15 protein-coding genes are annotated in these 17929 nt (G+C 65.6%); 3 read left to right on the top strand and 12 right to left on the bottom strand.

Annotation, left to right across the window (positions count from 1 at the left end):
• Positions 1 to 61: 61 nt before the first annotated feature.
• Positions 62 to 1513: an aldehyde dehydrogenase family protein gene (locus ACQY4V_RS11765; protein WP_428511887.1), complete on the bottom strand. Its 1452-nt coding sequence runs from the start codon at positions 1511 to 1513 to the stop codon at positions 62 to 64.
• A 100-nt stretch (positions 1514 to 1613) separates the two neighbouring features.
• Entirely contained in the window at positions 1614 to 2492 is an 879-nt protein-coding gene (locus ACQY4V_RS11760) for a LysR family transcriptional regulator (protein WP_428511885.1), read from the bottom strand.
• Between the two features lie 133 nt (positions 2493 to 2625).
• Here ACQY4V_RS11760 and ACQY4V_RS11755 point away from each other — a divergent pair, with 133 nt between their 5' ends.
• Positions 2626 to 4287 carry an amidohydrolase gene (locus ACQY4V_RS11755; protein WP_428511883.1) on the top strand — a complete coding sequence of 554 codons (1662 nt, stop codon included), beginning with the start codon at positions 2626 to 2628 and terminating at the stop codon, positions 4285 to 4287.
• A gap of 65 nt (positions 4288 to 4352) precedes the next feature.
• On the opposite strand, the gene ACQY4V_RS11750 is transcribed toward ACQY4V_RS11755, so the two are convergent.
• The 10 genes from ACQY4V_RS11750 to glpD form a co-directional block, all read right to left on the bottom strand.
• Positions 4353 to 5471 carry an iron-containing alcohol dehydrogenase gene (locus ACQY4V_RS11750; RefSeq protein ID WP_428517234.1) on the bottom strand — a complete coding sequence of 373 codons (1119 nt, stop codon included), beginning with the start codon at positions 5469 to 5471 and terminating at the stop codon, positions 4353 to 4355.
• Entirely contained in the window at positions 5471 to 6958 is a 1488-nt protein-coding gene (gene glpK / locus ACQY4V_RS11745) for a glycerol kinase GlpK (protein WP_428511881.1), read from the bottom strand. Before glpK ends, ACQY4V_RS11750 begins: the two co-directional genes overlap by 1 nt.
• A 233-nt stretch (positions 6959 to 7191) precedes the next feature.
• Entirely contained in the window at positions 7192 to 8913 is a 1722-nt protein-coding gene (locus ACQY4V_RS11740) for an extracellular solute-binding protein (RefSeq protein WP_428511879.1), read from the bottom strand.
• Positions 8914 to 8992: 79 nt separating this feature from the next.
• Positions 8993 to 9265: a DUF2160 domain-containing protein gene (locus tag ACQY4V_RS11735; protein ID WP_222452826.1), complete on the bottom strand. Its 273-nt coding sequence runs from the start codon at positions 9263 to 9265 to the stop codon at positions 8993 to 8995.
• A gap of 369 nt (positions 9266 to 9634) precedes the next feature.
• A complete protein-coding gene (locus ACQY4V_RS11730) occupies positions 9635 to 9967 on the bottom strand; it encodes a hypothetical protein (protein ID WP_428511876.1) in 333 nt (110 codons plus the stop codon).
• On the bottom strand, positions 9967 to 10839 hold the full coding sequence (locus ACQY4V_RS11725; protein WP_428511874.1) for a carbohydrate ABC transporter permease: 873 nt from the start codon (positions 10837 to 10839) through the stop codon (positions 9967 to 9969). Before ACQY4V_RS11725 ends, ACQY4V_RS11730 begins: the two co-directional genes overlap by 1 nt.
• A gap of 4 nt (positions 10840 to 10843) precedes the next feature.
• On the bottom strand, positions 10844 to 11713 hold the full coding sequence (locus ACQY4V_RS11720; RefSeq protein WP_428511872.1) for a carbohydrate ABC transporter permease: 870 nt from the start codon (positions 11711 to 11713) through the stop codon (positions 10844 to 10846).
• Between the two features lie 76 nt (positions 11714 to 11789).
• Positions 11790 to 12872 carry an ABC transporter ATP-binding protein gene (locus tag ACQY4V_RS11715; protein WP_428511870.1) on the bottom strand — a complete coding sequence of 361 codons (1083 nt, stop codon included), beginning with the start codon at positions 12870 to 12872 and terminating at the stop codon, positions 11790 to 11792.
• A 13-nt stretch (positions 12873 to 12885) separates the two neighbouring features.
• A complete protein-coding gene (locus ACQY4V_RS11710; RefSeq protein WP_428511868.1) occupies positions 12886 to 13974 on the bottom strand; it encodes an ABC transporter ATP-binding protein in 1089 nt (362 codons plus the stop codon).
• Positions 13975 to 13985: 11 nt separating this feature from the next.
• Positions 13986 to 15587 carry a glycerol-3-phosphate dehydrogenase gene (glpD, locus tag ACQY4V_RS11705; RefSeq protein WP_428511866.1) on the bottom strand — a complete coding sequence of 534 codons (1602 nt, stop codon included), beginning with the start codon at positions 15585 to 15587 and terminating at the stop codon, positions 13986 to 13988.
• 248 nt (positions 15588 to 15835) lie between these two features.
• On the opposite strand from glpD, the gene ACQY4V_RS11700 reads away from it, so the two are divergent.
• Positions 15836 to 16597: a DeoR/GlpR family DNA-binding transcription regulator gene (locus ACQY4V_RS11700; protein ID WP_428511864.1), complete on the top strand. Its 762-nt coding sequence runs from the start codon at positions 15836 to 15838 to the stop codon at positions 16595 to 16597.
• Between the two features lie 271 nt (positions 16598 to 16868).
• Positions 16869 to 17882, top strand: a complete 1014-nt coding sequence (locus ACQY4V_RS11695) for an HWE histidine kinase domain-containing protein (protein WP_428511862.1) — start codon at positions 16869 to 16871, stop codon at positions 17880 to 17882.
• Positions 17883 to 17929: the final 47 nt, after the last annotated feature.

The following is a 17929-nucleotide window of genomic DNA, read 5'->3' as shown; positions in this document are numbered from 1 at the left end:
GAGGGGCGGGCGCGGCTCGGCGGTGCCGAGCTACGGTGATCAGACGGGGCAGCGGTGTGCGTCATTCCGGCGACCCCGCCGCGATATAGGCGGTCTTCACGATGGTGTAGAAGTCGCGGGCGTGGATGCCCTGTTCGCGGGGTCCGTGAGAGCTGTCGCCGCGACCGCCGAAGGGGACGTGGTAATCGGTGCCCGCGGTAGGCAGGTTGACGGTCACGACGCCGGTGCGGGCGTTGCGGCGGAAATGGCTGGCGCGGGCGAGGGAGCGCGTGACGATGCCGGAGGTGAGGCCGAAATTGGTGTCGTTGACCACGTGGAGCGCCTCGTCGTAGCTGCCGACCTTGATGACGGAGGTGAGCGGCGCGAACATTTCCTCGCGGTTGATGGCCATGTTGTTGGTGGTGTTCAGGAACACGCCCGGTGCCATGTAATAGCCGTCATGGTCGAGCGTCAGGCGGGTGCCACCGCAGGCAAGCTCGGCGCCTTCAGCCTGGCCTTTTTTGACATAGGCGAGGTTCTCGTTGAGTTGGGTTTCGGACACGACGGGGCCCATTTGCGTGCCTTCGGCCAGCGCGTGGCCGACCTTCATCGCCTTGGCACCGGCGACGAGTTTCTCGACGAAGGCGTCGTGGATGCCCGCGTCGACGACGAGGCGCGAGGAGGCGGTGCATTTCTGCCCGGTGCCGCCGAAAGCGCCGCCGAGCGCCAGCGTGACGGCGAGGTCGAGATCGGCGTCGTCCATCACGGCGAGCGCGTTCTTGGAGCCCATCTCCATTTGCAGGCGGGTGAAGTTGCCTACCGCGGAGGCGGCGATGTGGCGGCCCACCGGGACGGAGCCGGTGAAGGAGATGGCATCGATATCGGGGCTTTCGACGAGGCGTTGGCCGACCTCGCCGCCGGGTCCCATGACAAGCTGGAAGAGACCCGGGGGAATGTCCTGTTTCGCGATGATCTCCGTGAGCGCCACGGCGGAGGCGGGTGTGAGATTGGCCGGTTTCCAGATGACGGCGTTGCCGTAGGCGAGCGCCGGGGCGATCTTCCAAGACGCGGTGGCGGTGGGGAAGTTCCAGGGGCTGATGACGGCGACGGTGCCGACGGGTTCGCGGCGGACGTCGACCTCGACGCCGGGGCGGACTGAGTCGGCGTTCTCGCCCAGCTGGCGCAGGACCTCGTGGGCATAGTAGGTGAAGAATTGCCCGGCGCGGTAAATCTCGCCCTTGCCCTCGGCGAAGGGTTTGCCCTCTTCGCGGGACAGCAGCTTGCCCAGCTCTTCGGCGCGGGCCATGAGTTCGGTGCCGATGGCCATGAGCACGGCCTGGCGACGTTCGAGGCCATAGCTGGCCCATTCGGCCTGGGCGGTGCGGGCGGCGGCGATGGCCTCGTCCAGCTGGGCGGCGCTGGCCTGGGCGAAGTGACCGACCAAGTCGGAGAGGTCCGAGGGGTTGCGGTTCTCGATGGAGGACGGCCCTTCGGCCCATTGGCCCGCGATGTAGTTCAGCTTGAGGTCGGTCATTGCGCATCCCTGGAAAGTGATTGGCGGAGTCTTGCCAATGCGGTGATTCAAGGCAAACGCAAAGTTCTGTAGAAAATTTCAGTTAATCTGAATTTTGTTGCTAGTGGGTCAAGGGGATTTCTTGCGCCCGGATGGTGCGTGCGAGGGCGGCGGCGGCGGGCGTCATCCCGGACTCCGTCGGCGTGAACATCCAGACCTCGCGCCGGATCGAGGCATCGACGAGGGGCAGGAAGGTGATGTCGGCGCCCGCGTCCTGCATTGTGAGTTCGGGCAGGAGCGTGACGCCCATGCCGGCGCGCACGAGGCTGAGGAGGGCGGCGGTGCCCGAGACGTTGAGCGTGGCGCGGTCGAGGATGGGACGGAAATCGGGGTCGCTGATATAGTGGCAGAGGCCGTTGGCGATGAATGGAATATCCACGAGATCGGCCCAGGTGAGGGCCTCCCAGTCGGCGGCGAGGGGATGATCCGAGGGGCAGACCACGCCGAAGCGGTCGGAAAAGAGCAATGCGCGTTCGAACCCGGCCTGGGGGCCAAGCGACGCGAGCGCGATATCGGCGCGGCCTGTGGCAAGCTCGTGGCCGATGGCGGCGCTGTCGGTGTCGCGCATGTTGATACGCACCAGCGGGTGGTTTTCGGCGAAGCGGTGCAGGATTGCGGGCATGAGCATCTGCGCGACAGAGGGCGTGACGGCAAGGCGGACATGGCCGGCCTCGGCGCGTGACAGCCCTTCGATGGCGGCGACGGTGCTGTCGAAATGGGTAAGTTCGCGGCCCGCCTCGACGCGGATGAGTTCGCCCAGGCGGGTGAGGCGGGACTTGCGCCCGGCCTCGAAGAGGGGCGCGCCGATGTGATCCTCGAACTGGCGCAGCATCATGGAGACGGCGGAAGGCGTGCGGCCCAGGGCCTCGGCCGCGTCGGCGAGGTTGCCGCGCTCGGCCACGGTGAGAAAGCAGCGGAGCATGTCGATCTTGATGGCCATCGGCTTCAGCTTTCGTTGAATGGGCGGGCGGAATTGCGGCTTTGCTCAAGAAAGCGCAGGGCGGGCGTGCTGTCCAGCTTGACGGCGCGGGCGGGCGCGGGTTCGATGGCGCGAACCATCACAGGAGGCAGGCATGGCACCGGAGATCGTAATCCTGAACGGCAAGGTTCTGACCATGGACCCGGACCGCCCGAGGGCGGAGGCTGTGGCGGTGGCGTCGGGGCGGATCGTGGCGGTGGGCACGAGCGCCGAGATCGGGGCCATGGCCGGGCCGGACACGAAACAGGTCGATGCCGGCGGCGCGACGGTGCTGCCGGGGTTCATCGACAGCCACGTGCATCTCTTCGCCGGATCGGTGGAAATGGGATACCTGGACCTTTACGGCGTGCAGGGCGAGGAGGCGGTGGCCGCGGCGGTGCGGGCCTATGCCGACGACTGCCCCGACGACCGGGTCGTCTTTGCGGTGCAGGCGGCCTACGAGTTGATGGGGCCGGGACGCGAGACCACGCGGCAGGACCTCGACCGGGTTCTGCCGAACCGGCCTTTGGCGCTTTATGCCGGCGATCATCACACGATCTGGGCCAATACCGCCGCGCTGGAGCTTGCCGGCATCCTGCATGGCGGGCCGGTCGAGGCGGGCGCGGAGATCGTCATGGCCGAGGATGGGACGGCGACAGGCAAGCTGCTGGAGCCGTCGGCCTATGCCCACGTGCTGAGCCTGACGCGCAATGGCGGGCGCGACATGGCGGGGCTGGTGACCGGGGCCGATCCGGTGCCCACGCCGGGGCCGGAGGAGCGGGCCAAGGACAAGGCGGCGCTGGTCGCCGGGCTGAAACATTGCGCGAGCCACGGGATCACCGGGCTGCACAACATGGACGGCAATTTCTACCAGATGGAGCTTTTGGCCGAACTGGAGGCGGATGGCGAGCTGATCGCCCGTGTGGAAGTGCCGTTTCACCTGAAGAGCCACGATCCGATCGACCGGCTGGAGGAGGCCGAGGAAATGCGGGCGCGGTATGCCAGCGACTACCTGTGGTGCAACCGGGTGAAGATGTTCATGGACGGCGTCATGGAAAGCCGCACGGGGCTGATGCTGGAGAACTATCCGGACGTCGAAAGCAACGGCGACGCGGTGTTCACGCCGGAGCAGTTCAACGCGGCCTGCGTGGCGGCGGACGCACGGGGGTTCCAGATTTCCACCCATGCGATCGGGGACCTGGCGGTGCGGCGGACGCTGGATGGCTACGCCGCGGCGCGGGAGGCCAATGGCGCGCGCGATGCGCGGCACCGGATGGAGCATATCGAGATCATTCATCCCGACGACCTGCCGCGGCTGGGGGAGCTGGACGTGGTCGCCTCGGTCCAGCCGGGGCACGCGGCCTTCGGTCATTTCTTTCCGCCGCATGGTATCCGCGAGGTGCTGCGGCCGGAGCAGTGGCCCTATGCCTATGCCTGGCGGGCGCAGCGGGAGCACGCGGCGCGGATGGTGTTTTCAACCGACTGGCCGGTGATGCCGGTGGATGTGATGCCCAACGTGCGGGCGGCGGTGGACCCGATGGATTTGGGCGAAGGCTGGCCGGACCAGTCGCAGGGTCTGCTGGAAACGTTGGAGAGCTACACGGCGGGCAATGCCTGGGTGGAGTTTTCCGAGGATCGCAAGGGGCGGTTGGCCGAGGGCTTCATGGCGGATATCGCGGTGATGTCGCATGACCTGGAAGGCATGGAGCCGTCGGCGCTGGGCACGGCGCGAGCGGTGCTGACGCTGTGTGGCGGTCGGGTGACCTGGGAGGCATAAGGTCGTGCTGGCCGCTAACGTCGGTTTTTGAGTATTTCTGGCAAGAAAAAGCCGGGCGGTGCGCTCTAGCTGGCGGCGAGGATGCGTTGGAGCAACTCAGTCGGGAGTGTGACCGGGTTGGCGGCCATGGAACTGGAGGATTGGGCCTCTTCCGCGATGGCGGCGTGGTCGGCGGGGGCGATGCCCATCTGCGCGAGGGTCGGCAGGCCGTGATGGCGGGACCAGGCGGCGATGTCGGGGGTACCGAGCGCCTCGGACGCGCTGACGCGGATCTCGGCGATGCGGCGGGCCTTCGGGTTTTCCTTGGGCAGGGCGGCGAGGTTGGCGGCGAGCGTGGCGGGCAGGAGCGCGCCGCAGACTGCGCCATGGGGGGCTTTGGGGACGCGGCCGCCGATGACGCCGGCAAGCCCGTGGACGGCGCCGAGGCCGGCGTTGGCGAGCGAGAGGCCCCCGGTGAGGCTGACGAAGGCCATGTCGTCGCGGGCGTCTGCATTTTCATCCTTCATCAGCTTGCGCAGGGCGCGGAGGCCGCGCGGGATGGCGGCGCGGCAGAGCGCGTCGGTGAGCGGGTTGGCGCGCGATGAGATGTAGGGCTCGATCACCTGGGTGATGGCGTCGAGGCCCGAGGCGAGTGTGACGGGCTTGGGCGTGCCGTCTGTGAGGGCGGGGTCGACAAGGGCGATGTCGGCCAGCATGGCCGGGTCGCGGAGCGAGACCTTGCGGGCATGGTCGGGCACGCCGATGACGGCGTTTTTCGTGGCCTCGGCGCCGGTGCCTGCGGTGGTGGGGATGGCTATGAACGGGGCGGGCGGCGTGGTGAGCGGCTGGCCACGGCCCACGACTTCGAGGTGATCCAGAGGCGTGGTGGTGGCCTTGAGAAGGCCTGCGACGGCCTTGCCGAGATCGATGGCCGCGCCGCCGCCGATGGCTACCACGTGGGTCGCCCCGGTATGGCGGGCGGCGTCGAGCGCCTGTTCCAGCAGAGCGAGGTCGGGTTCCTTGGGGCAGGCGAAGGCGGTGGTTTCCAACGCGGACGCGTCGAGGAGGGCGGTGGCGTGGCGGGGCGTGGCGCCATGGACGACGAACGCGTGAGCGCCGAGGGTGGCGGCGAGGTCCGCGGCCTTGGCGAACTCGCCGCGGCCGAAGAGGATGCGGGCGGGAGCCGCTAAACCAAACGGCGCGATCATACGGACATCGTGGCTTCGACGGCGCGTTTCCAGGCGGCGTATTTGTCGTCTCGGGCGGTGGCGTCCATCGCGGGCTCGAACCGCTGGTCGAGCGCCCAGCCCTTGGCGAAACCGGCTTGGTCGGGGTAGATCCCGGCCTGCATGCCGGCGAGCCAGGCGGCCCCGAGGGCGGTGGTTTCCTGCACCTTGGGGCGGTCCACGGGGGCGCCGATGATGTCGGCCAGAAATTGCATGGCCCAGGCGGAGGCGGACATGCCGCCATCGACGCGCAGGACCTGTTTCGCCTCGTCCGAGGACCAATCCGCGGTCATGGCTTCAAGTAGGTCGCGGGTCTGGAAGCCGACGCTTTCCAGCGCGGCGCGGGCGAACTCGGCGGGGCCGGAATTGCGGGTGAGGCCGTAGATCGCGCCGCGGCAGTCGGGCTGCCAGTAGGGCGCGCCGAGGCCTGTGAAGGCGGGGACGAGGATGACGTTCTGATGCGCATCGGCGCGGTCGGCGAGGGTTTGGGTTTCGCCGGCCTCGCGGATGATCTTGAGGCCGTCGCGGAGCCATTGAACGACCGCGCCGGCGATGAAGATCGAGCCTTCGAGTGCGTAGGTGGGTTTGCCGTCCAGTTGGTAGGCGATGGTCGTCAGCAGGCGGTTTTGCGAGCGGACGGGCTCGTCGCCGGTATTGAGCAGGGCAAAGCAGCCGGTGCCGTAGGTGGATTTCATCATGCCGGGGGAAAAGCAGGCCTGGCCGACGGTTGCCGCCTGCTGGTCGCCCGCGACGCCGAGGATGGGGATCTCGCGCCCGAAGAGGTCGGTGCGGGTGGTGCCGAAATCTGCGGCACAGTCGCTGACCTCGGGAAGCATGGACATGGGCACGTTCAGCAGGTCGCAGATGGTCTGGCTCCACCGGCCCTTTCGGATGTCGTAAAGGAGCGTGCGGGCGGCGTTGGTGGCGTCGGTGGCGTGGGTCTTACCGCCGGTCAGCTTCCAGATGAGGTAGCAGTCGACGGTGCCGAAGAGGAGGTCGCCGTTTTCGGCCTTTTCACGGGCGCCGTCGACGTTGTCGAGAATCCAGGCCAGTTTCGTGCCTGAGAAATAGGGGTCGAGCAGGAGGCCGGTGCGGTCGGTGATCATGTCCTCGTGGCCGGCCTCGCGTAGCGTGCGGCAGGTCTGGGCGGTGCGGCGGTCCTGCCAGACGATGGCGCGGTGAACGGGCTTGCCGGTGGTGCGGTCCCAGACGATGGTCGTCTCGCGCTGGTTGGTGATGCCGATGGCGGCGATGTCGGACGGAGTGAGCCCCGCGCGTTCGATGGCGGCGCGGCAGGTGCCGGCGGTGGTGGCCCAGATATCGTCCACGTCATGCTCGACCCAGCCGGATTGGGGGAAATGCTGTTTGAATTCCTCCTGCGCGGTGGCGACGGGGGTGAGCCCTTTGTCGAAAAGGATGGCCCGGGAGGAGGTGGTGCCCTGGTCGATGGCGAGGATGTGGGTCATGTCGGGGGCCTTGCCTGAAATTCGTTATGTGAGTGTCCAAGGGGATAGGTCCCGGGTCAAGCCCGGGACGGGGATGGGCACGATGGCAGTCGCCATACCGGATCTGATCCGGGATCTGGTGGTTGCGGAAATACGCGGGTCGCGCGGGGATGTGTGAGAGGTGGGAAAAGGCGGGGAGGATCCCCGCCCTACGGGTGACGCGGGCCGGGGGATTCCCCGGCCCGCGACAGGGTTTACTGCCAGCTGGCGATCAGCTCGTCATAGGAGACGGTCTTGGGCTCTTCGTCCTCGTTTTCGAGCTTGGGATAGGGCGCGCCTTCCTGGTCGTACCAGTATTGCGGGTCCTGCTCCTCGTTCATCACCGGGCCGAGATCGCCCTGCACGCCGGCACGCTCCAGCCGTTCCAGAACGCGCTCCTGGTCCGCGCAGAGGGCATCGAGTGCCTCTTGCGGGGTCTTTGAGCCCGACATGGCGTCACCGATGTTCTGCCACCAGAGTTGGGCCAGTTTCGGGTAGTCCGGCACGTTGGTGCCGGTGGGCGACCATGCCGTGCGGGCAGGCGAGCGGTAGAACTCGATCAACCCGCCGAGCTTGTCCGCGCGTTCGGTGAAGTGGTCGCTGTCGATGGTGGACTCGCGGATGAAGGTCAGGCCCACATCCGATTTCTTGACGTCCACGGTTTTCGACGTGACGAACTGGGCGTAGAGCCAGGCCGCCTTGGCGCGGTCGACGGGGGTCGACTGCATCAGCGTCCACGAGCCTGCGTCCTGGTAGCCGATCTTCTGGCCTTCTTTCCAGTAGACGCCGTGGGGCGAGGGGGCCATGCGCCACTTGGGCGTGCCGTCCTCGTTCATCACCGGCAGGCCGGGTTCGACCGTGGCCGCCGTGAAGGCGGTGTACCAGAACATCTGCTGGGCGATGTTGCCCTGCGCCGGGATGGGCCCGGCCTCGGAGAAGGTCATGCCGGCGGCGGCGGGGGGCGAGTATTTCTGCAGCCACTCGATCGCCTTGGTCACGGCATAGACGGCCGCGGGCGCGTTGGTGGCACCGCCGCGGGCGACGCAGGAGCCGACGGGCTGGGAATTCTCGTTCACCCGGATGCCCCATTCGTCGACCGGCAGACCGTTGGGTTCACCCACGTCGCCCATGCCGGCCATGGACATCCATGCGTCGGTGTAGCGCCAGCCGAGGGACGGGTCCTTCTTGCCGTAGTCCATGTTGCCGAAGACCTCGCCCTCGACACCGAGGTGGCTGAGGTCGCGACCGGTGAAGAACTCGGCGATGTCCTCGTACGCGGACCAGTTGACCGGGACGCCAAGCTCGTAGCCGTACTCCTCTTGGAAGTCGGCCTTGTTCTTTTCGTCGTTGAACCAGTCGTAGCGGAACCAGTAGAGGTTCGCGAATTGCTGGTCGGGCAGTTGGTAGAGCTTGCCATCGGGGCCGGTGGTGAAGCTGAGGCCGATGAAATCGTCGAGGTCGAGATTGGGGTTGGTGACGTCGGCGCCCTCGCCGTCCATCCAGTCGGTCAGGTTGCGCACCTGCTGATAGCGCCAGTGGGTGCCGATCAGGTCGGAATCGTTGACATAGGCGTCGTAGATGTTCTCGCCCGACTGCATCTGGGTTTGCAGTTTCTCGACCACGTCGCCTTCGCCGATGAGGTCATGGGTGACCTGGATGCCGGTAATGGCGCTGAATGCAGGTGCCAGCACCTGGCTTTCGTATTCGTGGGTCGCGATGGTTTCGGAGACGACCTTGATTTCCATGCCTTCAAAGGGCGCGGCGGCGTCGACGAACCATTGCATCTCGGCTTCCTGCTCTTCCTGGGAGAGCGTGGACATGCCGGCGATTTCGTTCTCGAGGAACTCCATCGCTTCTTCCATGCCGGCCCATGCGGTACTGCCCGTCAGGGCAATGGCCGCCGCCAGCGCGGTGGTTGATTTCAGGTTCAGGGTCATTTGGTTCCTCCCATTGGTCTTTCTGAACTTATGTGTTGTGGCGGCCCGCTGGGGCGGATCGCCGGGGGTTGGCGCGCGTCTAGACCCAGCGGAACACCGCGGCGGCATAGATCGCGCAGACGATCAGCGCGTAGGGCTGGTTCTGGCCGACAAGGCCCAGCCACGCGAGATTGATGAAGGCGCTGCCCAGAAGCGTGATGAACAGCCGGTCGCCGCGCGTCGTCTCGATGCGCAGGATGCCGGTGCGGGGCGTCTCGGGGAACTTGAGCGCAAGGATCGTGAAGGTTACGAGGAGCAGAGCGATGACGCCGAAGAAGGCGGCGGTGGGCCATGTCCATGCCATCCAGTCCATGTTCAGTTACCTCCTTGGATCAATATGTCTTGGGTTGTTTTGTTCTTGCCCGGCCGCAGGACGGGCCGCGCCCGACCCTCCCCGTCGCACCCCAGGTGCGCCGATTTTGAGTGGCACGCCTTTGGCGTGACGGAGGGCGCATCGCTGCCGTTCCGCGCCGAAGCCATGGGCCGCTTGATGCAGTCGTCTCGCACCTCTTTGGTGTTGCAGGCGCCCACCCAGGGTCGGGCGCGCCCCGTCCTGCTGCGTCGCGAGATCAACACACCCTCCATAGAAGGGAGCCCTTGGCGTTGCAGCCCTGGGCAGAATCCCGCGACGAGGCCGGCAGCCGCGTCAGCGCGAGGGCTACATATGTCAGCTTGCGGGGGCTCACGGGATCATCTCGCACCAGCCGGTGTGGAACCAGCCGGTCTGGTTCAGGCGCTGGCCGTCCTTGTGTATGCTTTCGGCAAAGCACCATTTGCCTTGGCATTTGCGGGTGTCGATGGGCATCGAGTCGCCGTTGCGCACGCGCAGAATCTCGGGGTGATTGGAGCCGGGGCCGGAGCGGATCGAAAGGAACCCGTCGCCGTTGGGGTCGAGGTGCCGCATGATGCAGGCCGCTTCCCAAGGCTCGGCGGCTTGGGCCATGACGGAAGCGGGTGCGAGGGCGGCGGCGGCGAGGCCGCCAAGCAGGACAAGATTTCGGCTGAAATTGGTCATCAAACTCTCCCTAGAGCAAAACCTTTGGCGATGTAGTTGCGGACGAAATAGATCACCAGCGCGCCGGGCACGATGGTCAGGACACCGGCGGCGGCGAGCACGCCCCAATCGATGCCCGCGGCGCCTTGGGTACGGGTCATGATGGCGGCGATGGGCTTGGCGTCGACCGTGGTCAGCGTGCGGCTGAGCAGGAGTTCTACCCAAGAGAACATGAAGCAGAAGAAGGCGGCGACGCCTATCCCTGATGCGATCAGAGGCATGAAGATCTTCACGAAGAAGCGCGGGAAGGAATAGCCATCGATATAGGCGGTCTCGTCGATTTCCTTGGGCACGCCGCGCATGAAGCCCTCGAGGATCCACACGGCCAGCGGCACGTTGAAAAGGCAATGCGCCAGCGCCACGGCGATGTGGGTGTCGAAAAGGCCGACGGAGCTGTAGAGCTGGAAGAAGGGCAGGGCGAAGACCGCAGGCGGCGCCATGCGGTTGGTCAGCAGCCAGAAAAAGAGGTGCTTGTCGCCCAGGAACGTGTAACGCGAAAAGGCGTAGGCGGCGGGCAGCGCCACGGCAAGCGAGATGACGGTGTTCATCACCACGTAGATGAGCGAGTTGATGTAGCCCGAGTACCACGCCGGATCGGTCAGGATGGTGGCGTAGTTTTCCAGCGTCAGGTTGCGCGGCCAGAGCGTGAAGCTGTTGAGGATCTCGGTGTTGGTCTTGAGGCTCATGTTCAGGAGCCAGTAGATCGGCAACAGCAGGAAGAGCAGGTAGAGGCCCATCACGATGGCGCGGCTGTTGACGCGCGCGCGGGTGCGGCGGTTCTTGCCGCTGGGGGCGAGCTTGCCGGGGATCCGGTCGGTGGTGGCGTCGGTCATTTGCTCAGGTTCCCCGCTTATCAACATTGACCATGACGGTATAGAACACCCAGGAGATCAGCAGGATCACCAGGAAATACATGATCGAGAAGGCGGCGGCGGGGCCGAGGTCGAACTGGCCCAGGGCCATCTTCACCAGGTCGATCGACAGGAACGTCGTGGTGCTGCCGGGGCCGCCGCCGGTGACGACGAAAGGCTCGGTATAGATCATGAAGCTATCCATGAAGCGCAGGAGCACGGCGATCATCAGAACGCCGGCCATCTTGGGCAACTCGATGTAGCGGAAGACCTTCCAGCGCGAGGCCTGATCGATCTTGGCAGCCTGGTAATAGGCGTCGGGGATGGATTGCAGGCCGGCATAAGCGAGCAGGGCCACCAGCGAGGTCCAGTGCCAGACATCCATGACGATGACCGTGACCCAGGCGGCAAAGGGATCCTGCGTATAGTTGTAGTCGATGCCCAAGGCCGCCAGCGTATGGCCAAGAAGGCCGATATCGACGCGGCCGAAGATCTGCCAGATGGTGCCGACCACGTTCCAAGGGATCAGGAGCGGCAAGGACATCAGCACGAGGCAGATCGAGACCCAGACGCCTTTCTTGGGCATGTTGAGGGCGACGAGGATGCCCAAGGGCACCTCGATGGCGAGGATGATGCCGGAGAACATGAGCTGCCGCCCGAGCGCGTCCCACATGCGGTCATCTTCGAGCAGTTCGCGGAACCATTCGAGCCCGGCCCAGAAGAATTCGTTGTTCCCGAAGGTGTCCTGCACGGAATAGTTCACCACGGTCATCAGCGGAATGACGGCGGAGAAGGCCACGAGGATCAGCACGGGCAGGACGAGGAACCAGGCCTTTTGATTGGGGGTCTTTTCCATCAGGCGGCCTCGTTGGTTGTGGAGTGGGTGGCGGGGAGGTCCCGGATCAGGTCCGGGACTGCGTTGCGCTGGGACATCAGGCGGCCCTCCCCTGGGGCGTCACGCGCCAGTCGTTGGCATAGACGTTGACATGGGCGGGGTCGAAGGCGACGCGGGTGGCGTCGGCGCGAACCTCTTCGGCTTCGTCGGCGATGATGTTGATCGGTGTCCCGAAGCAATCGGCGCGGATGATCTTGTGGCGGCCTACATCCTCGACGCGGCGGACCTTCACGGGCAAACCCTCGCTGTCGGAAAGGCGGGCGAATTCGGGGCGGACGCCGATTTCGACACGGCCTTCGAGCGGCGCGTAGCTGTTTGCGAGGGACAGTTCGGCGCCGTTGATATAGGCCTGATTTCCTTCGACTTTAGCGGGGATCACGTTCATGCCCGGAGAGCCGATGAAGTAGCCGACGAAAGTGTGTTCGGGGGTGTTGAACAAGTCCTCGGGCGTGCCGATCTGCACCACGCGGCCGTCATGCATCACCACGACCTTGTCGGCGAAGGTCAGCGCCTCGGTCTGGTCGTGGGTGACGTAGATCATGGTGTGGCCGAACTGCTGATGCAGTTGCTTCAATTGCGTGCGCAGTTCCCACTTCATGTGGGGGTCGATGACGGTGAGCGGCTCGTCGAAGAGAAGCGCGTTGACGTCCTCGCGCACCATGCCGCGGCCCAGGCTGATCTTTTGCTTGGCGTCGGCTGTCAGGCCGCGCGCCTTGCGGTTCAGCGTGTCCTCGAGCCCGATCATGGTGGCGATTTCCTGCACGCGCTGGGCAACGTAAGCCTTGTCGGCACCACGGTTTTTCAACGGGAAAGCGAGGTTTTCGCGCACGGTCATGGTGTCGTAGACGACCGGAAACTGGAAGACCTGCGCGATGTTGCGCTCGGTCGTGGGGGCGTGCGTGACGTCGACATCGTTGAAGAGGATGCGGCCCCGGCTGGGCTGCAAGAGACCGGAGATGATGTTGAGAAGCGTGGTCTTGCCGCAGCCGGACGCGCCCAGGAGGGCATAGGCCTCGCCATCGGTCCAGTCGTGGTTGAGTTCCTTGAGGGCGAAATCATCCTCGGAAGTCGGGTTGGCGAGGTAGCTGTGCGCCAGATTGTCGAGCGTGATCTTTGCCATGTTCGTCAGCCCCTCAGGCGGCCAGCGCGTAGGCGGCGGGGGATACCAGATCGCCGTCTTCGCTGAAGATGTAGATATGGGCCGGGTCGAGATAGACCGGCAGGTCGCGGCCCGGCTGAAGGTCGTGAACACCGTGGATGACACCAACCCAGCGGCTATCGTGGTGATCGAGATGGATGAAGGTTTCCGAGCCGGTGAGTTCGGTCACGCTGAGTTTTGTGACGAAGCGCATGGCGGCGTCGGTGTGCTGTTCGATTTCCAGGTGATTGGGGCGGAAGCCGGCGGTGTAGCGGCCCTCGGGCAGCTCGGCCATCTTGCCGGTGGCGGGCAGGGACTGGCCCTCGCCGAACATCAGCTTGCCGCCGGTTTTCGAGATCTGCAGGAAGTTCATCGGCGGGTCCGAAAAAACGCGCGCGGTGGTGGCATCGGCGGGCTGGCGATAGACCTTGGGCGTGGGGCCGAACTGCGTGACGCGGCCCTCCCAGAGTGTGGCGGTGTTGCCGCCCAGCAGAAGGGCCTCTTCGGGTTCGGTCGTGGCGTAGACGAAGATCGCGCCGGATTCCTCGAAGATGCGGGGGATCTCTATGCGCAACTCCTCGCGCAGCTTGTAGTCGAGGTTGGCGAGCGGTTCGTCCAGGAGGACGAGACCGGCGTTCTTGACCAGCGCGCGGGCCAGGGCGCAACGCTGCTGCTGGCCGCCGGACAGCTCGAGCGGCTTGCGGTCGAGCATCGGCGTCAGTTGCAGCATCTCGGCGGTGTCGCGCACGGCGCGGTCGATTTCGTCCTTGGGCTTGCCAGACAGGCGCATGGGGCTGGCGATGTTGTCGTAGACGCTCATCGACGGGTAGTTGATGAACTGCTGGTAGACCATGGCGACGCCGCGATCCTGCACGCGCATGCCGGTCACGTCCGTGCCGTCCCAGAGGATGCGGCCCGTGGTGGGGGCATCGAGGCCGGCCATCAGGCGCATCAGCGTGGTCTTGCCCGCGAGGGTGGGTCCCAGAAGGACGTTCATCGTGCCTTTTTCCAGCGTGAGGTCCGTGGGGTGGATATGCGTGTCCGCCCCCACTTTTTTCGACACGTTGTCCAGAACCAGCGTCATCGGTTGCGTCCTTATTCTGCCGCCGCGGCGACGATGCTGTCGCCCTCGGGGTTGGCTTGCATCCATTCCTGCAAGCCCTTGATTTCACTGTCCTTCAGGCGCAGGCCCAGCTTGCTGCGGCGCCAGACGATATCCTCGGCGGAGCGGGCGAATTCATGTGTCATGAGCCAGCGGACCTCGCGTTCGGTAAGGGTGGCGCCGAAAGTGCGGCCAAGGTCGGCGGAGGTTGTCGCGTCGCCCAGAAGGGTGCGCGCCTCGGTACCGTAGGCGCGGAGCAGGCGGTAGGCCCAGGCTTCGCTCAGGAAGGGGAAGTCGGCCTCGAGTTGCGCCGCCATGCCGTCACGGTGCTCGACGGCGAAATCGCCGCCGGGCAGGGCGGCGTCGGCGGTCCAGTCGCCTGTGGCCTTGGGAAAATGGGCGGCGAGCTTGCCCACCGCGGCCTGTGCGAGGCGGCGGTAGGTGGTGATCTTTCCGCCGAAGATGTTCAGCAGCGGCGGGCCATCGGTGTCGAGCTTGAGCACGTAGTCGCGGGTGGCAGCGGTCGCCGACTTGGCGCCGTCGTCATAAAGCGGGCGGACGCCCGAGAAGGTCCAGACGATGTCGTTCTGGGTGACGGGGGTCTCGAAATACTCCGAGGCGAAACTGCACAGGTAGTCCCGCTCGGCGGGGGTGCAGACGGGGCGCGTGCCCGGGTCCGGGTGATCGGCGTCGGTGGTGCCGATCAGGGTGAAATCCTGCTCGTAGGGGATGGCGAAGATGATGCGGCCATCGCGCCCGTGGAAGAAATAGCATTTGGTGTGGTCGAAAAGCTTGCGGGTGACGATGTGGCTGCCGCGCACGAGGCGGACGCCTTCGCGGCTGTCGATATGGGTGACGTCAGAAATGATGTTGCCCACCCACGGCCCGCCGGCATTGACGAGCGCGCGGGCGCGGCGGGTCAGCAGGGCGCCGGTGGCGGTGTCTTCGAGGTCGATCTCCCACAAACCGCCCGCGCGGCGGGCGGCGGTGACGCGGGTGCGGGTGAGGATTTCGGCGCCGCGGCCCGCGGCATCGCGGGCGTTGAGCGCCACCAGGCGGGCATCCTCGACCCAGCAGTCGGAATACTCGAACGCCTGTTTGAAATGGGGCTTCAGCGGCGCGCCCTCGGGCGTGCCGTCGAGCGAGAGGGAGCGGGCGGCGGGCAGGATCTTGCGGCCCCCGAGGCTGTCATAGAGAAAGAGACCGAGGCGGATCAGCCACGCCGGGCGGCGGCCGCGCATCCAGGGCATGATCTTTTCCAGCAGGCGCGAGGTGGGGGTGCCGCCCTCGAAGCGCATGTCGCGGTGATAGGGCAGCACGAAGCGCATGGGCCAGCTGATATGGGGCATGTTGCGCAAGAGGACTTCGCGTTCGATCAGGGCCTCGCGGACGAGACGGAATTCGAAATATTCGAGGTAGCGCAGGCCGCCGTGGAAGAGCTTGGTCGAGGCCGAGGAGGTGGCGGAGGCGAGGTCGTTCATCTCGGCCAGGGTGACGGAAAGACCGCGACCGGCGGCGTCGCGGGCGATGCCGCAGCCGTTGATTCCGCCCCCGATGACGAAAATATCGCTTATATTTTCGGGACTTGGGTGCATCCATCCTCCCCAGATGCCGCCGGAAATCGTGCCCGGTAAGTGAGCACGTTCAGGTTGATGGAGTCAAACGCTTCTTTCGTTTTTGTTCGGTTTTTGGAAAGTCACATTAAGTCAATGCTTTAGGTTGCATATATGCGCTGCCGCATGGACTTTCTGCGGCTGCGAAATGGTCCCGACGCCGGGATTTTTCTTTGACATGTGCGAAAATTCCGCGAAAACGAAAAAACCCGAAACTTTGGTTCAGGCGCATGTCACAGACTTTTCGTCACCCCGAGATCCTCGAAATCGCCCGCAACGAGGGCAAGGTCACGGTCGAAGGCCTTGCCGAGCGGTTCGGGGTGACGGTGCAGACCATCCGGCGCGACCTGACGGACCTGGCCGAGGCCGGGCGGCTGGAGCGTGTGCATGGCGGCGCGATCATGCCGTCGGGTGTGTCCAATATCGGCTACGAGGAACGGCGCGGCCTGAACGAGGCGGCCAAGCAGGCGATGGCACAGGTCTGCGCGCGGGAGATCCCGGACGGCGCGTCGGTTTTCCTGAATATCGGGACCTCGACCGAGGCCGTGGCACGCGCGCTTCTGAGCCACCGTGACCTGATGGTGATCACCAATAATATCAACGTTGCCAATATATTGGTGGCCAATGCGGATTGCGAGATCGTGGTGGCGGGGGGCGTGTTGCGGCGCTCGGACGGGGGGCTGATCGGCAATCTGACGACGCGGGTGATCGAACAGTTCAAGTTCGATTATGCCGTCATCGGCTGCTCGGCGCTGGACAATGATGGCGACCTTCTGGATTTCGACGTTCAGGAGGTTCACGTGAGCCAGTCGATCATCGCGCGGGCGCGTCGGACCTTCCTGGTGGCGGACCATTCGAAGTTTCACCGCATGGCGCCGGCGCGGATCGGGTCGCTGGCAGAGGTCGACATGTTCTTCACCGACCGGCCGGTGCCCGTGCCCGTGGCGGAGCGGTTGAAGGAGTGGGAAACGGTCTGCCGCGTCTGCGGATAAGACGTGTTCGCGTCGGGTTCGTTTCGAAAATCCGGGAGGCGGCGTGGGGTTTGACCCACCTTGCGCATCGCGGCGGGCGGCGTTGAATGCGGCGCAACGGCGGGATTGGCGCGTGAGGTCCCGGAAATCACGCCCGTGACGCCAACAGCGGTACCGCGTCGGACTTGGCTTGCGACGGGACGGGCGGCAGGATTTCGCCTGAGATTGAAAATCTGCGGTGCGTTTAAACTGTGACATTGACGGCCCCCTGTAGCGCCCCGAAACACATGCCATGACGAGAGACTTAGAGACCCCGCTGAACATCCCCCTGACATCCGACGACGTGGAACTGGGCTTGAGGGTCGCCCGGGTCGGTTTGGGAAAGGTGGATTACCGCGCCGACACGCTGCGCTGCGACTCGCTGGCGGCGGAATTCTTCGGGCTGGATGCGGGCGTCGAGGTGCCGCGGTCGGAGTTGCACGCGCGGATTCATCCCGACGACTGGCCGCAGGTTCAGGAGGGTCTGGAATGCCTGTTGTCGCCGGAGAATCCGTTGCAGGTGCTGGACATGACGCACCGCATCCTGGTGCCGGACGTGCCGCTTCGCTGGGTCAATGCGCGCAAGCAGGTGACCTATGATGCCGAGGGTCTGCCGGTGGAGGGGGTCTTCGCCATGATCGACATCACTGCGCAGGAGATGGCCGAGCGCCGGGCGCAATTCCTGATCGGGGAGTTGGGGCACCGGGCGAAGAACCTGATCACGGTGGTGTCGGGCATCGTGCGGCAGCTGGCGCGACATTCGCCGCCCGAGGAGATCGCCGACCGCCTGCTGGCGCGGCTGGCCGCGCTGGGCCGCAACCAGGAAGCGATGATGCACGATGCCGGGAGCCGGTTCGGCCTGCGCGAGATCTTCACCGAGCAGGTAAGGCCCTTTTCGGGGGCGGCGCGCGAGCGGATGGTGCTGGACGGGCCGGACCTGATGATTTCCAGCAATGCCGCGCAGATCCTGGGCATGGTGACCCACGAATTGGCGACCAATGCGGCGAAGTACGGGGCGCTGTCGGAAGAGGGCGGGCGTGTCGTGGTGACCTGGACGGTGACCGGGGACGAAAGTCCGGATTTTGCGCTGGAATGGGTCGAGCGTGGCGGACCCAAGGTCACCGAGACCAAGGCGCCGGGCTTTGGCACGCAGGTGCTGACCAAGCTGACCGAGGGGGCGCTGGGGGCCAAGACCGATGTGGCCTTCGACACCGAGGGGCTGGTCTTTCGCCTGCGCGCCCCGCTGTCGGCGCTGTCGCGCGAATAGAGCGGGTGCGGTTCGGCGCTGCGCGAGCCTGTGCCGCTGTAAAAACG

The sequence above is a fragment of the Roseovarius sp. genome (genome assembly GCF_965277045.1).
GTDB lineage: Bacteria > Pseudomonadota > Alphaproteobacteria > Rhodobacterales > Rhodobacteraceae > Roseovarius.
The sequence above is the reverse complement of the archived record's forward strand: the minus strand, read 5'-3'. Positions and strand labels throughout refer to the sequence as shown.

Excerpts from the sequence above, each read along its gene's own strand:
- ACQY4V_RS11725 (WP_428511874.1), bottom strand. The coding sequence starts at position 10,839 with ATGACCGACGCCACCACCGACCGGATCCCCGGCAAGCTCGCCCCCAGC.
- ACQY4V_RS11765 (WP_428511887.1), bottom strand. The coding sequence starts at position 1,513 with ATGACCGACCTCAAGCTGAACTACATCGCGGGCCAATGGGCCGAAGGG.
- ACQY4V_RS11695 (WP_428511862.1), top strand. The coding sequence starts at position 16,869 with ATGACGAGAGACTTAGAGACCCCGCTGAACATCCCCCTGACATCCGAC.
- ACQY4V_RS11755 (WP_428511883.1), top strand. The coding sequence starts at position 2,626 with ATGGCACCGGAGATCGTAATCCTGAACGGCAAGGTTCTGACCATGGAC.
- ACQY4V_RS11720 (WP_428511872.1), bottom strand. The coding sequence starts at position 11,713 with ATGGAAAAGACCCCCAATCAAAAGGCCTGGTTCCTCGTCCTGCCCGTG.
- ACQY4V_RS11740 (WP_428511879.1), bottom strand. The coding sequence starts at position 8,913 with ATGACCCTGAACCTGAAATCAACCACCGCGCTGGCGGCGGCCATTGCC.
- ACQY4V_RS11735 (WP_222452826.1), bottom strand. The coding sequence starts at position 9,265 with ATGGACTGGATGGCATGGACATGGCCCACCGCCGCCTTCTTCGGCGTC.
- glpK (WP_428511881.1), bottom strand. The coding sequence starts at position 6,958 with ATGACCCACATCCTCGCCATCGACCAGGGCACCACCTCCTCCCGGGCC.
- ACQY4V_RS11700 (WP_428511864.1), top strand. The coding sequence starts at position 15,836 with ATGTCACAGACTTTTCGTCACCCCGAGATCCTCGAAATCGCCCGCAAC.
- ACQY4V_RS11710 (WP_428511868.1), bottom strand. The coding sequence starts at position 13,974 with ATGACGCTGGTTCTGGACAACGTGTCGAAAAAAGTGGGGGCGGACACG.
- ACQY4V_RS11760 (WP_428511885.1), bottom strand. The coding sequence starts at position 2,492 with ATGGCCATCAAGATCGACATGCTCCGCTGCTTTCTCACCGTGGCCGAG.
- ACQY4V_RS11730 (WP_428511876.1), bottom strand. The coding sequence starts at position 9,967 with ATGACCAATTTCAGCCGAAATCTTGTCCTGCTTGGCGGCCTCGCCGCC.
- glpD (WP_428511866.1), bottom strand. The coding sequence starts at position 15,587 with ATGCACCCAAGTCCCGAAAATATAAGCGATATTTTCGTCATCGGGGGC.
- ACQY4V_RS11715 (WP_428511870.1), bottom strand. The coding sequence starts at position 12,872 with ATGGCAAAGATCACGCTCGACAATCTGGCGCACAGCTACCTCGCCAAC.